This is a genomic window from Caballeronia sp. ATUFL_F2_KS9A (assembly GCF_023630765.1).
Lineage (GTDB): Bacteria > Pseudomonadota > Gammaproteobacteria > Burkholderiales > Burkholderiaceae > Caballeronia > Caballeronia zhejiangensis.
Genome location: NZ_JALQEK010000029.1, coordinates 273218 through 286797, shown reverse-complemented (window position 1 = coordinate 286797; position 13580 = coordinate 273218). Strand labels below are relative to the sequence as shown.

Below are 13580 nucleotides of genomic sequence, written 5' to 3'. Positions count from 1 at the left end.
CATTTCGCTCAGTTATGCCCCGTGCGTCGCTCGGGCGACGTTTCGACTTCGCCGGGCCTGCGCAGCATCTTGTCCACTTCGCCCGCGTGCAGTTCCTCGACCTGGATCATCTGCCGCGCGTATTCCTCCAGCGCGACGGAACGGTCTTCGACGAGCGAGAGCAACTCGCGATAATGACCGAGCGCGACGTTTTCCGATTGCAGCGATTCGCGCAGGATCGTCGCGATGTCGAACGTGTGATTGTCGAGCAGCGGGCCTATTTCAAGCGACGGATACGCGCCGAGCGTCGTGATCCATTCGCCGGCCTGATGCGCGTGCAGCAGGGATTCATCGGCCTGTGCGCGCAGCCACGAGACGATGGGAATGCGTCCGAAGCCGAAGACGAGAAACGAATAGTGCGTGTAACGCACGACACCCGCCAGTTCGGATTCGAGAATCTTGTTCAGGACGCCGACGACCCTTTCCTTTTCGAGCTCTGCCATTCTTGCCTCCGTTTTTCAACGCCGCGCATGCACAGGCATGACTCATTGTAGTCACGCGCGCGGCGCATGCGAGGCGAAAGTGCGGCGTCCGGGCGCGCAAGATGCGCTCCCGGCGGGCCATGGAGGCGATGCGGGCGGCCTGCCCGCCGCTGCATCCGAATGGTGATTCAGAACCGGCTTCAGGCGATTTCTTCGATCCAGAGCGAGGCCGTGCGCGATAGCACTTGCGACATGGCCGCTCGCGCGCCGTCGCCGTCGGCGGTTTCGATCGCGCGCACGAGCCTGCCGTAATCGCCGAGCTGCGAATCGGGCACGCGCGGCAGCGCATGGGGCTGATTGCGCAGCGCCGCCTTCATGGTGCGGATGCCGACGCGCACGACGCTGCCCATCTGCCTTAGCACTTCATCGCCGCTTGCATCGACGATGGCGGCCTGCAGCGCCTCTTCGGCGGCGGACTGCAAGGGTTCGGACGGGCTCGCATGCAGGAGCCGCTGATAGGCCGCGTTGATGGCGATGCGCTGATGCCGGTTCGCACGCGTCGCGGCGAGCGCGGCGGCAGGCGGATCGACGAGCGCACGAAATTCCATCAGCCTGCGGATGCAGTCGGGATCGTGCAGCGCACGCATGCGCCACTCGGCGACTTCCGGGTCCATGATGAGCCATTCGCGTGCAGGCTTGATGCGCGTCCCCGTCTTGGGCCGCACGTCGAGCATGCGGCGCGAGATGAGAATGCTCAACGCCTCTCGCATGATGGTCCGGCTCACACCGTGCTTCTTCGAAAGAATGACTTGTGGCGGAAGCACGTTGTCCTGGTATTCGCCGCTCACGATGCCCGCGACGAGTTGATTCACCACGCGCTTGACGAGCGATGCTTCATATCCATGATTCATGTTTTTGTTCTCGTGATAACGCCCGCGCCTGCGGCTTCGAGCTGCTCGTCGCCGAGCGGCAAGGCCAGCGCTTGTCTAAGTTCACGGCGCCTCGGTGCGCCGCACGGTCGACCGCTCGCGCGATGCGCTTGCCCGGCACGCCGTGTATTTGGTCCCCCGGATTTGACTACTCGATGCGGCCTTGGCCGCACACCCCGCAGCGGTCGGCATTGTTTGGACAGCATCGTCGATCCGCTGAAAGAAGCGTATTGTGCGTGGCCCGTTTTAACAATATGGTGAGCCGCGAATTCGACTGACTATGGTGCGTCCGACCACAAAATCGCGTGGACACGGGCAGATGCGCGAATCCATGCGAAGTCCGCAAGCGTTTGCGCAACATCCGTGACGTAACGGACCGTCCGCAGCCATGTGTTACCTTTTCGAGCCACAGTTCAACATCGCAACGGGAGAAGCGAAACATGAAAGTCGCCGTCATGGGTGCGGGCGCGGTCGGTTGTTATTACGGCGGCATGCTCGCGCGCGCGAGTCACGAGGTCGTGCTGATCGCGCGGCCGCAGCATGTCGAGGCGATCGAACGCGACGGCTTGCGGCTCGACACGCAGCATTTCGACGAACGGGTACACGTCGCCGCGAGCACCGATGCGAGCGCCGTGAAGGGCGCGCAACTCGTGCTCTTCTGCGTGAAGTCCACGGACACCGAAAGCGCCGCGAAGGCACTCGCGCCTTATCTCGAACACGATGCGCTGCTGCTGTCGCTGCAAAACGGCGTCGAGAATGCGGAGCGCCTGCGCGAACTGTTGCCGCAAGAGGCGGCGGCCGCTGTCGTGTACGTCGCGACGGAAATGGCGGGGCCGGGGCACGTGAAGCACAACGGACGCGGTGAACTCGTGATCGAGCCATCGACGAAGAGCGAAGGCGTTGCGCGTGCGCTCGTGGCGGCGGGCGTGCCGACCGAAATCTCCGACAACGTGCGCGGCGCGCTATGGGCGAAGCTCGTGCTGAATTGCGCCTACAACGCGCTGTCCGCGATCACGCAGTTGCCTTATGGAAAGCTCGTGCAGGGCGAGGGCATTACACGCACGATGCGCGATGTCGTCGACGAATGCCTTGCGGTCGCGAAAGCGGACAACGTGACGATTCCCGGCGATGTCGATGCCGCCGTGCGCCGTATCGCCGAGACGATGCCGAATCAGTTCTCGTCGACGGCGCAGGATCTCGCGCGCGGCAAGAAGAGCGAGATCGATCATCTGAACGGGCTGATCGTGCGGCGTGGCGAAGCGCTCGGCGTGCCGACGCCGGCGAATCGCGTGCTGCATGCGCTCGTCAAGGCAATCGAGAGCAAGGGTTCGTAGGCGCGTTCTAGACGGACGACGGTCGTTGCCGGGCACGGGCGATGCTGAGTATGAAGCACGCACAGAAATCACCGTGCGCAGGCCAACATACCGGAGGTTCACCATGAAATCGTTCGTCAAAGCCGTGGCCGTCGCCGCTGTAGTGGTGGCGCCGGCGCTTTCATTCGCGCAAACCGATTCGTCGCTTACGCGGGGTCAGGTGAAGGAAGATCTGAGGCAGGTCGAAGCAGCGGGCTACGATCCGTCGCGCTCGGACCAGACTTCGTATCCGTCGGATATCCAGCGCGCCGAGCGCCGCGCATCGGGGCAGAACAATGCCTATAACGCCGATATGAATTCCTACGGCGGCGCAACCAGCGGCCGCTCGGCTGCAGGCATGCGCGCGATGCCGCGGATGGACAACGACGGCACCAAGCCCCTTTATTTCGGTCATTGATGCTGCGAGGGGCCGGGTTCTGCGTGTTCGACGCAACGGCGTTACCATCGATTCTTCCGTTCGCTATGGTGCGTTCGTTCGCAGGAAGACACTCATGGATAAAGCCGTCAAGATTCCCGGTCCCGATCATCCGATCACGATCGAGCGCAGTCCGTCGCGCGTGCTGGTCAAAGCGGGCGGACGGGTGATCGCCGATACGACCGAAGCGCTTTCATTGCGCGAGGCATCGTATCCCGAGGTGCTATATGTGCCGCGCAAGGACGTGGACATGTCGCAACTCGAACGCACGTCGCACACGACATACTGCCCTTACAAGGGTGAGTGCAGCTATTACTGTATCCCTTCAGGTGGACAAAAGTCGGCCAACGCGGTGTGGTCGTATGAGTCTCCTTATGAGGCTGTTGCGTCGATAAAAGATCATCTCGCGTTCTATCGAGATCGCGTGGATTCGATCGAAACCCGCGAAGCGTAATGCTCAATCGAGAAACGATCTGGCGCGATGTTTGAGCATCGCGCTGAAGTCGTCCAGCCAGCCGATCGAAAGACGCCAGCTCTGCCAGTAAAGATCGACGTCGAAGCGCGCACCGGGCGACACTTCCACCAGGTCGCCGTTTTCGACGTGCTGCGCGACGAGCCGTTGCGGACACATTCCCCACGCCAGCCCCGACGTGCACGCGCGCACGAAGCCCTCGCCATGCGGCACGACATGCGCGGGCGGTTCGATCTCCGCGCGGCTCATGCGTTTGATGAAGCGCTTCTGCAATTCATCCTTTTCGTTGAAATTGACGCAGGGCGCGCGGCGCAACGCATCGCGCGTGAGGCCATCGGCGAAATAGCGCGCGAAGTACGCGGGCGAACATACCGCGCGATAACGCATGCGTCCGAGCTTCATCGAACGCCAGCCGGGAACGGGCTCGGCTTGCGTGGTGATCGCGCCTTGCACATCGCCTTCGCGGATGCGTTGCGCCGTGTGATCCTGATCGTCGACGACGACATCGAGCAGCAGTTCACGTTCGATGCAAAAGTCCGCCGCGGCGTCGATGAACCATGTGCTCATGCTGTCGTCGTTCACCGCGATGCGCAATTTCGCGCGCCGCCCGCTCTGCGCGCCCGGCAAGGCTGGCATGTGCCCGCCGAGTTCGGCTTCGAGCAATTGCACGCGTTCGGTGTGGCGGCACAAGAGCGCGCCGGAAGCGGTTGCTTCGCATGGTTGGCCGCGCTTGACGAGCAGGGCGCCCACGCGCTCTTCAAGGAGCTTCACGCGCTGCGAGACGGCCGAAGGCGTGACGTTCAGTTCGCGCGCCGCACGCTCGAAAGAACCGGTGCGCACGACGGCAAGCAGCGAATCGAGGAGAGCGTAGTCGAGCATTAGCGTTCCTTAATCGGAATTAGAAAGTTTAGCTGTGTGAATGTACATCAGACGCGCAAACTAGAGCCTTCTTCCATTCCGATCAAGCGACGCGATGCAACCGAACCCGTTCAAACTCGAACGCTATTTCTCGCAGCACGAATTCACCGCGCGCCATCTGTTGTGCACTTCCGATCCCGAATCGATGTCGATCGGCGAACTGCTTGCATATGAACCGGACTCGATCGACGGTCTGCGCGATACCTGGCTCGGTTATACGGAATATCCCGGCGCACCCGCGCTGCGGCGCGAACTGGCGACGCTGTACGAGAACATCGGTGCTGACGAGATCATCGTGCACACGGGCGCTCAGGAAGCGATCTATTCGTTCATGAACACGATGCTCGCGCCAGGCGATCACATGATCGTGCATATGCCGGGCTATCAGTCGCATTACACGGTGGCCGAGGCGCTGGGCGTGAGCGTTGCGCCGTGGAAGGCGCGCGAAGAAGCGGGCTGGTCGCTCGATCCGGCGGAGCTCGAAACGCTCGTCACGCCGGCCACACGCGCGCTCGTGATGTGCGTGCCGCACAATCCGACCGGTTATCTGCCGTCGCGCGACGTGTTCGATGCGATCGTCGCGTTCGCGCGCAAGCATGGACTATGGCTATTCAGCGACGAGGTGTATCGCGGGCTCGAACATGATCGCGCGGATCGTCTGCCCGCCGCATGCGATGTGTACGAGCGCGCGATTTCACTCGGTGCGCTCTCGAAGACGCACGGGCTCGCCGGCCTGCGCCTCGGCTGGATCGCGACGAAGAGCGCGCAAGTGCTCGAACGCATGAGCACGTTCAAGGACTATCTCACCATCAGCAACAGCGCGCCGAGCGAGTATCTGTCGGCGATTGCAGTGCGCCACACTGATGCGCTTATCGAACGCAATGTTTCGATCATCCGCGCGAATCTGGGCGTGCTAGACGCCTTCTTCGCGCGCCATGCGGATCGTTTCGAGTGGCATCGTCCGCGCGCGGGCACGATCGGTTTCGTGCGGTTGAAGCGCGAAGGCGCCGAGCGGTTCTGCGCAGAACTGCTCGAACGCACGGGCGTGCTCCTCTTGCCCTCGACGCTGGTCGATCACGGCGACGAGCATGTGCGCCTCGGTTTCGGCAGGCGCAACATGCCCGATGTGCTCGCGATCGTCGATGCCTATTTGGATGCGACCGTCACGAGCACCGCGTCCTGACGATAGGCGTCCGGAAACATCTGCTTCAGGTTCGCCACTTTCGGCAGATCGTTGATCGCGATATAAGGGCTTTCCGGATGCTCCGTCAGATAGTTCTGGTGATAGCCTTCGGCCGGATAGAAGCCCTTGTAGTCTTCGATCTTCGTGACGATCTTGCCGCCATACACATGCGCCTTGTCGAGCTGCGCGATATACGCATTGGCGATCTCGCGCTGCGCTGCGTTCGTCGGGAATACGGCCGAGCGATATTGCGTGCCGTGATCGGGGCCTTGATAGTTCAGTTGCGTCGGATTGTGCGCGACCGAAAAGAAGATCTGCAGCAGCTTGCCGTACGACACCTGCGCCGGGTCATACGTGATCCGCACCGATTCCGCATGACCGGTATCGCCTTCGCTCACGCGATCGTATTGCGCCGTGCCGGCCGCGCCGCCCGCATAGCCCGACAGCGCTTCCTTCACGCCGCGAACGTGCTGAAACACGCCTTGCACGCCCCAGAAGCAGCCGCCCGCGAATACGGCCGTTTCCGTATGCACGGCCGTCGCGCTTTCGTCATGCACGGGCGGCGGAATCTTCACGGCTTCCTCGCTCGAATGCGCGACGCGCTGCAGTGCGAACGCGCCCGCGAACAATACGGCCACGCTGACGGCCTTGAATGTCATGCTGTTGGTCCTGAACATGTCTGCTCCTCAAGAAGTCGCATTCAACCGAACGTGAAGGCATACGCTTCGACGCCGGGGTCGAGAAATTCGATGGTGAACGTGCGGTCGGCGACGGGGCCCGCCTGCCGCACCAACTGATAGAGGCGCTGTTCGGTCACGGTGCCGCTTCCGTCCGCCTGAATGTCGCTGCCATGCGATGCGCCCGGCGCCGCGCCATCGATGCTCACGCGAAAGCGCACCGGCTTGCCATCTTTCGACGGCCCGAGCACGAGATGCAGATCGCGCGCATGAAAGCGATACACGATGCGCCCCGTCGCGCCTTCGAGCGTCGCGTGCTCGGCGCCGACCTTCCACGCGCCCGCGAGTCCCCAGTCGTTGACGTCGAGGGCGTTGGGCGCGGCATAGTCGTGAATGCGATCCTGCGTTTCGCCGCCCGGCGACATGAACTGCTGCGCGCGTTCGTAACCGATATACGTTTCAGGCGAACGCATGTCCGCGTTGTCGGCCTGCATCATCGCGCCCTGACCGATGTCGTTATCGTCATGCTTCGCGCTCATCGCCATGGCAGGCGCGGCGCCGTGACCCGCTTCGGCAAGCAGTTGCTGAATCACCTGCTCGGAGTGCGCATAATCGCCTTCGCCGAAGTGGTGATAGCGGATATCCCCCTTGGCGTCGATGAAATAATGCGCCGGCCAGTACTGATTATTCAACGCGCGCCAGATCGCGAAGTTGTTGTCGATCGCAACGGGATAATCGATACCGAGATCGTGAACCGCCTTCTTCACGTTATCGACGTTGCGCTCGAATGCGAACTCCGGTGCATGCACGCCGATCACGACAAGCCCCTGATCGCGATACTTCTGCGCCCACGTCTTCACATACGGCAACGTGCGCAGGCAGTTGATGCACGAGTACGTCCATACATCGACGAGCACGACCTTGCCACGCAACGCTTCCTTTGTAAGCGGCGGCGAGTTGAGCCATTGCACCGCGCCATCGAGCGAAGGCAGCGTGCCTTCCACGGGCAGCGGCGCGGGGTTCGGCGACTTCGGCGGCTCGGTGCTCGCGCGCATCATCGCGGGTCCGTTGTTATCGACGTTCGCCGCGTTCGCGGACATCATCATCGCGCCCTGGTTCTTGTTCGAGAGCTTGTCGACGAGCTGTTGTTCGATGCCCGAGGTGGCGACCGTCGATACACGAGCGAGCACGCCGGTGTCCAGCCCGAGCCCGATCGCGACAACGCCGAGCAGCATCGCCCCGCCGATGCCGCGCCGCACCCATTCGCCTGCGCCGAGCGAGCGCTTCATCGCGGCGAACACGCGTCCGCCGATCAGCAAGGCAACCGCGAGCGAGGTCGCCGCGCCCGCTGCATACGCGAGCAGGAGCAGAGTCGTGCCGACGCTCGCGCCGTTGAGCGCCGCGCCCGTCAACACGAGTCCGAGGATCGGGCCTGCGCAGGGCGCCCACAGAAGACCGGTCGCGATGCCGAGCATGAACGATCCGCCGAAGCTCGGCTTGCCGTCGCCGCGTTGCGCGAATGCGGTAAGACGATTGCCCGCGCTCACGAGCGGATGCATCACGCGCTCGGCGAGACTCGGCAACAGCAGTGTGAGGCCGAACACTGCGAGCAGGACGATGGCCGCCCAGCGACCGTATTGATTGGCCTGCGTGACCCAGCCGCCACCGACGGCCGCGAGCGTCGCGACGACGGCGAAAGTCAGGCCCATGCCCGCGAGCAACGGCAAGCCGCTTTTCACGAACGGCTGATCCGCGCGCGCGAACACGAAGGGAAGCACCGGCAGGATGCACGGACTGAGAATCGTCAGCGCGCCGCCGAGATAGGCAAGAACGATGAGCAGCATGATGGTATCGGGTGGTCGAGGTTGATCGGAGTGCTGGCGCGATTCAGGCTGCGCCGGGCGTGAAGTTCATCGCGACGCCGTTCATGCAGTAGCGCAGGCCCGTGGGCTTCGGACCGTCGTCGAAGACGTGGCCCAGATGACCGCCGCAGCGCCGGCAATGCACTTCGGTACGCACGACGCCGAACGAGCCGTCGATGCGCGTCGCGACCGCATGATCGAGCGGCGCCCAGAAACGGGGCCAGCCGGTATGACTGTCGAACTTGGTGCGCGAGGAGAACACCGCCAGCTTGCAACCCGCGCAACTGAACGTGCCTCCGCGATGCTCGTCGTTGAGCGGGCTCGTATAAGGGCGTTCGGTGCCTTCGCGGCGTAATACGTCGAATTGCACCGGATCGAGTAGACGATGCCATTCATCGTCGCTATGGACGATTTCGAAGCTTTCCTGCGTCTTCGGATCGGCCGCGAGCGCGCGAAAGCGTCCGCCCAGTGCGAACGCTGCGGCGGCGGCCGCGGTGCCTGTGAGGAGAAAGCGGCGGCGGGTTTGCATGATGCGTGCCTCGGGTTCGAGTGGTGTAGCGGCATCGTATTCGCGCGCGCATCCCCGAGTCCTCACCGAAAGTTAAATTAAATGTGATACTTGGCCGCGCGCTTTTCTGCACAATGGCACAGACGCTCGTCCATTGTTCTGCGGATTGGGCGCGCGTGTTTTTCTCTGCCGATAACATTCCTCATGGATCATCCGAAACGCATTCTGATTGTCGAAGACGACATGCATATCGCCGATGTGCTGAGTCTCAACCTGCGCGACGAACGCTACGAAGTCGTGCATAGCGCCGATGGCGCCGAAGGGCTGCGCCTGCTCGAACAGGGCGGATGGGATGCGCTGATTCTGGATCTGATGCTGCCCGGCGTCGACGGCCTCGAAATCTGCCGGCGTGCGCGCGCGATGACACGCTATACGCCGATCATCATCACGAGCGCGCGTTCGAGCGAGGTGCATCGCATTCTCGGCCTCGAACTCGGCGCGGACGACTATCTTGCGAAGCCGTTCTCGGTGCTCGAACTCGTCGCGCGCGTGAAGGCGCTGCTGCGCCGCGTCGATGCGGTCGCGAAGGACTCGCGGCTGGAGACGGGGCGCATCGAAGTGGCGGGCATCGCGATCGATCCGCTCGCGCGCGAAGCATGGGTGGATGGCGCGCGCATCGAACTCACGCCGCGCGAGTTCGATCTGCTTTATCACTTCGCGCGTCATCCGGGCAAGGTGTTCTCGCGCATGGACCTGCTCAATGCGGTGTGGGGTTATCGGCATGAAGGTTATGAGCACACGGTCAATACGCATATCAATCGTTTGCGCGCGAAAGTAGAGAAAGATGCAGCCGATCCGAAGCGCATTCTCACGGTATGGGGCCACGGCTATAAGCTCGCGGCGCAATCGCCTGACGGCAAGGATGGCGCGCCGTGAAGCTCACCTTATCGCAACGGCTCTTCGCGGTGTTCTGCGTGCTGTTGCTCGCGTGCTGCGGCGCATCGGCGTGGCTGCAGATTCGCGCGAGCGATCTGCGCGAGAAGGAAGTCATTCAGAGTCTTTCGCGCGGGCTTGCGGCGCATATCGCGCGTGACGGCGCGCTCGCCGATGCCAACGACATCGATGCGCCCGCCGTGCGCCGGCTCTTCAGTCAGTTGATGGTGGTGAACCCGAGCGTCGAAGTCTATCTGCTCGATAACACGGGGCGCGTGCGTGCCGACGATGCGCCGCCCGGACATCTCAAGCGCGATCATGTCGATCTCGCGCCGGTGCGGCAGTTCCTCGACGGCGCCGTGTTGCCGATTCTCGGTGACGATCCGCGCAGCGAGGGCAAGCGCAAAGTCTTCAGCGCAGCGCCGCTCGCCGCGCCCGGCAAGCCGCCGTTCGGCTATGTCTATGTCGTGCTGCTCGGCGAGGAGCACGATGCGCTGGCTGCGAAGGCATCGGCGAGCGCGGTGTTGCGCACCACGCTCGCGTCGATGGGCCTCGTCACATTGCTCGGGCTCGTCGCGGGCCTGGTTGCATTCGGGCTCGTTACGCGGCCGCTGCGCCGCCTCACCGAAGCAATGCGCAAGTTCGACGCGCGTGGCGCGCCAGCAGAACCGCCGGCGCTCGCGCGCATCGACACGCCCGATGCGCGGGCGAACGAACGCGACGAGATCGTCGTGCTCGAAAGCGCGTTCGCGCAGATGGCGGAACGCATCGGCGAGCAGTGGCGCGCGCTGGGTCAGCAGGATCGCGAGCGTCGCGAGATGGTCGCGAACATCTCGCACGATTTGCGCACGCCGCTGTCATCGCTGCATGGTTATCTCGAGACGCTGTCGCTCAAGTCCGACACGCTGCCGGATACCGATCGGCGTCGTTATCTGTCGATCGCGCTTGCACAGAGCGCGAAGGTGGGTCATCTCGCGCAGTCATTGTTCGAACTGGCGAAACTCGAACACGGCATGGTCGCGCCCGAAGCCGAGGCGTTCTCTCTCGCCGATCTGGTGCAGGACGTATTCGAAAAGTTCGAACTGCCCGCGCAATCGCGGGGCGTGCGCCTGAATGCCCAGATCGCGCCACGCTTGCCGAACGTAACGGCGGATCTCGGCATGATCGAGCGCGTGTTCACGAATCTGCTCGATAACGCGATCCGTCATACGCCTGCGCAAGGCGTCGTCGACGTGACACTTGCACTTGCGCGCGAACAATCTGACAGAGTGGAAGTCACGATCAGCGATACGGGTACGGGCATTCCGCCGGAAATGCGCAAGGCGCTTTTCATGCGTCCGTTCGCTTCGGGCGGCGCGCATCGCGGCGGGCTAGGGCTGCTCATCGTACAACGCATGCTGCAATTGCACGGCAGCCAGATTCGCCTGATCGATTCGAAAGACACGGGCACCACGTTTCACTTCGATCTGCCCGTCGCCATTACGCAGACCGGCAATGGCGCGCCGCAAGTGCGCGGAGGGCGCGGTTAAAAAGAAGCCCGGCATTTCTGCCGGGCTGAATGGGATGGTCGTCGCCTGCGCCTGATCGCGCTGTTGGATTGCGCGTGCGGCGTTGCCCGGCCTGACCATCCGCGTGGACGTTTTCGTGAAAACCGATACGAAGCAAATTGCAAGGGGCACTATCTTGCCCGCGTTTGATGACGTTTTAGTCTCTCAGACTTAAACCAATCTTAAGAAGTGTGCCGCGTGTGAAGTGCGCGTCGAGCGGCGCAGGTGAAACGGCGCGTAATCTGCGTGGCGTCTTTGCTTAAGCAAGTTATATGGTTTCTTTAGAGGCTCCTCTTCATTGCATTGCGAATTGATCGGCCGATATGGCCGCAGGCGACGATGGAAAAAAATGCCGAACGACAGCCGCGCGAAAGCGCGGAACGTTCTTTCATGTGGAATCTTTCCTTGGTTTCCTGCAATATGTTTGCTAGCATGTAATCGAGTCGCAGCCGCCGCGCATGGTTGCTGGTCAAAAGTTACGGCGCTGTGGCGTGGCAATCAATAAGACCCGCCGAGGTCAATATTAAGCGAAAGCGCACACAAGTCGCGCCGAGTCGCTCGTGTCAGAAGGTTCCCGCGAGTCCACTGCTGCATCATGCAGCGGTGCGGATTCGTGCGCAATGCTATATGTGCATTGTGAAAGGTCTAATAAGCATAGACGTTTATCGCATTTCGTGTTCTTCGCTATATGAGTTCTTTCTTTCAGCGTGGGAAATAGAAACATGCGAATTATTAAAACGTGCTCAACTGAATCTTCATAGACAGGTTTCTTCGACCTGGCCGCATTGCATGACGCTTTCGGCGATGCGCGCAAGGCGATTTGGCGCAATGGCGAGCGTTGCGCACATCTTCTGGCGTTGCAGGTGATTTTCCAGGCAACCGCATGCCGTCTTCGAAATCCGAATGACGGTGGAATGTCACACTCATACGATCCGCGCACCTTGCGGGAGGAAACGTGGAAACGGAACTCAGTCAACGGCTTGCGAAAGTGTTATGGCGGTGTGCATCGCACGGACAAGTGCTGACTTATCAGCGCTTTCATGCGCTATGCGACAAGGGGGTGCCACTGCCGCAGCGTTATGCCGCGCTCGAATCCGCAATCAAGGCACTCGGGGATGTGCACGACATCGACTACGGCGTGCTCATGGCGCTCGACAGCGGCTTGCCGGGCGCCGAGTTTTTCCAGCGCTACCTGCGTCATCGTCACGGTGAATACGTGATGCAGATGGGCGACCCGAAATATCATCGACAGACGCTTGCACGCAAGCGCACGCTCGTCGCGCGCGAACGCGATCGCGTGTATGCACACGCCCGGATGGTCGAGGAGGAGCGGGCGAGACAGGCGGCATGATTTCGCCTCACGCTTCGACTTCTTTCGCGTCTTCGAGGCCAGCCTTCGCCAGCACCCAGTCACAGAAACATTTCACTTTTTCGACATCACGTTCGTTGGCGCGATAAGAGAGAAAGTGCGTCTCCCTTGCGAGCGGCGCGAACACACCCGCGCCCAACTCGATCAGATCGCCGCGCGCAAGCTCGCGCTCGGCGAGGCGCGTCGTTTCCAGCGCGACGCCCATGCCATCCACCGCCGCGGATATCGCGAGCGCCGCACGGTCGAACGAAGGCCGCGGCCCGCGTGGCATGTCGAGCCCATTGAGCTCGAACCAGCCGGGCCACGTCACACGGCTGAGTTGCGAGTCGATCAGCGTCATCCTCGCAATGTGCTCCGGCGCTGGCACGCCTTCCTGCAACAAGGACGGAGAACACATCGGGATGATGCGCTCCGTGCCCAGTGCGCGCGAGACGACACCGGCACGTTCGTGTGCGAAGCCATATGAAATGGCAACGTCGACTTCGCGCGCGCGTGCGAGATCGGCGGGCTCAGCGTCCGACGACAGACGTATCGTCACGTTCGGATGGGCCTGCATGAATTCGGGCAGACGCGGCCCGAGCCATTTCACGGCGAAGCTCGGCGCGCAATGAACGGCGAGCACTTGCGCGAGCGGATCGAGCGTGACTTCGGCGCATGCGGCTTCGATGACATCGAACACGCGTCCGAGACTTTCATGCAGGCGACGGCCTTCGGACGTCGTCTCCACGCGCCGGTTGCGCCGATGAAAGAGCGGCCTGCCGAAATACTGCTCGAGTTCCTTGACCTGATGACTGATCGCCGATTGCGTGAGATGAAGCTCGCTTGCGGCAAGCGTGAAGCTTTCCAGACGCGCGGCTGCTTCGAATGCGCGCAGGAGTACGAAGTTCGGAATGCGCCTCATGGAAACACCTTATGCATGAGAGCCTGTCATGG

14 protein-coding genes are annotated in these 13580 nt (G+C 62.2%); 7 read left to right on the top strand and 7 right to left on the bottom strand.

Translation table 11 applies throughout. The features are described from left to right. Positions 1 to 8: 8 nt before the first annotated feature. Both NCS67_RS17090 and NCS67_RS17085 read right to left on the bottom strand, forming a co-directional pair. Positions 9 to 482, bottom strand: a complete 474-nt coding sequence (locus tag NCS67_RS17090; protein WP_175979372.1) for a ferritin-like domain-containing protein — start codon at positions 480 to 482, stop codon at positions 9 to 11. A 179-nt stretch (positions 483 to 661) separates the two neighbouring features. Further along, positions 662 to 1372: a FadR/GntR family transcriptional regulator gene (locus NCS67_RS17085; protein ID WP_008353287.1), complete on the bottom strand. Its 711-nt coding sequence runs from the start codon at positions 1370 to 1372 to the stop codon at positions 662 to 664. Positions 1373 to 1830: 458 nt separating this feature from the next. Between NCS67_RS17085 and NCS67_RS17080 the strand changes: the two genes are divergently transcribed. From NCS67_RS17080 to NCS67_RS17070, 3 genes are all read left to right on the top strand, one after another. Next, entirely contained in the window at positions 1831 to 2724 is an 894-nt protein-coding gene (locus NCS67_RS17080) for a ketopantoate reductase family protein (protein ID WP_250435858.1), read from the top strand. A 103-nt stretch (positions 2725 to 2827) separates the two neighbouring features. Then, positions 2828 to 3160, top strand: a complete 333-nt coding sequence (locus NCS67_RS17075; RefSeq protein ID WP_008353289.1) for a DUF4148 domain-containing protein — start codon at positions 2828 to 2830, stop codon at positions 3158 to 3160. Between the two features lie 94 nt (positions 3161 to 3254). After that, on the top strand, positions 3255 to 3632 hold the full coding sequence (locus NCS67_RS17070; protein WP_250435857.1) for a DUF427 domain-containing protein: 378 nt from the start codon (positions 3255 to 3257) through the stop codon (positions 3630 to 3632). A 3-nt stretch (positions 3633 to 3635) separates the two neighbouring features. On the opposite strand, the gene NCS67_RS17065 is transcribed toward NCS67_RS17070, so the two are convergent. Continuing rightward, complete coding sequence (locus tag NCS67_RS17065) at positions 3636 to 4529, bottom strand: LysR family transcriptional regulator ArgP (protein WP_250435856.1); 894 nt, start codon at positions 4527 to 4529, stop codon at positions 3636 to 3638. A gap of 94 nt (positions 4530 to 4623) precedes the next feature. Between NCS67_RS17065 and NCS67_RS17060 the strand changes: the two genes are divergently transcribed. Then, positions 4624 to 5751 carry an aminotransferase class I/II-fold pyridoxal phosphate-dependent enzyme gene (locus NCS67_RS17060; protein ID WP_250435855.1) on the top strand — a complete coding sequence of 376 codons (1128 nt, stop codon included), beginning with the start codon at positions 4624 to 4626 and terminating at the stop codon, positions 5749 to 5751. Here the strand turns inward: NCS67_RS17060 and msrA are convergent. From msrA to msrB, 3 genes are read right to left on the bottom strand one after another with little or no spacing between them, the layout of a single operon-like run. Continuing rightward, positions 5715 to 6410, bottom strand: a complete 696-nt coding sequence (msrA, locus tag NCS67_RS17055; RefSeq protein ID WP_008353293.1) for a peptide-methionine (S)-S-oxide reductase MsrA — start codon at positions 6408 to 6410, stop codon at positions 5715 to 5717. The genes NCS67_RS17060 and msrA overlap by 37 nt on opposite strands. 41 nt (positions 6411 to 6451) lie before the next feature. Further along, the gene (locus NCS67_RS17050) at positions 6452 to 8272 is read right to left on the bottom strand and encodes a cytochrome c biogenesis protein DipZ (protein ID WP_250435854.1); all 1821 of its coding nucleotides are present in this window, start codon (positions 8270 to 8272) and stop codon (positions 6452 to 6454) included. Between the two features lie 43 nt (positions 8273 to 8315). Continuing rightward, the gene (gene msrB / locus NCS67_RS17045) at positions 8316 to 8819 is read right to left on the bottom strand and encodes a peptide-methionine (R)-S-oxide reductase MsrB (protein WP_250435853.1); all 504 of its coding nucleotides are present in this window, start codon (positions 8817 to 8819) and stop codon (positions 8316 to 8318) included. Positions 8820 to 9002: 183 nt separating this feature from the next. Here msrB and NCS67_RS17040 point away from each other — a divergent pair, with 183 nt between their 5' ends. From NCS67_RS17040 to NCS67_RS17030, 3 genes are all read left to right on the top strand, one after another. Then, positions 9003 to 9734, top strand: coding sequence for a response regulator transcription factor (locus NCS67_RS17040; protein WP_175979363.1), 732 nt, complete (start codon positions 9003 to 9005; stop codon positions 9732 to 9734). Beyond that, entirely contained in the window at positions 9731 to 11260 is a 1530-nt protein-coding gene (locus tag NCS67_RS17035) for a sensor histidine kinase (RefSeq protein WP_250435852.1), read from the top strand. Before NCS67_RS17040 ends, NCS67_RS17035 begins: the two co-directional genes overlap by 4 nt. A gap of 973 nt (positions 11261 to 12233) precedes the next feature. Beyond that, positions 12234 to 12629: a hypothetical protein gene (locus NCS67_RS17030; RefSeq protein ID WP_033536146.1), complete on the top strand. Its 396-nt coding sequence runs from the start codon at positions 12234 to 12236 to the stop codon at positions 12627 to 12629. A 7-nt stretch (positions 12630 to 12636) separates the two neighbouring features. Here the strand turns inward: NCS67_RS17030 and NCS67_RS17025 are convergent, their stop codons facing one another. Beyond that, positions 12637 to 13548, bottom strand: a complete 912-nt coding sequence (locus tag NCS67_RS17025; RefSeq protein ID WP_008353300.1) for a LysR substrate-binding domain-containing protein — start codon at positions 13546 to 13548, stop codon at positions 12637 to 12639. Between the last annotated feature and the right edge of the window lie 32 nt (positions 13549 to 13580).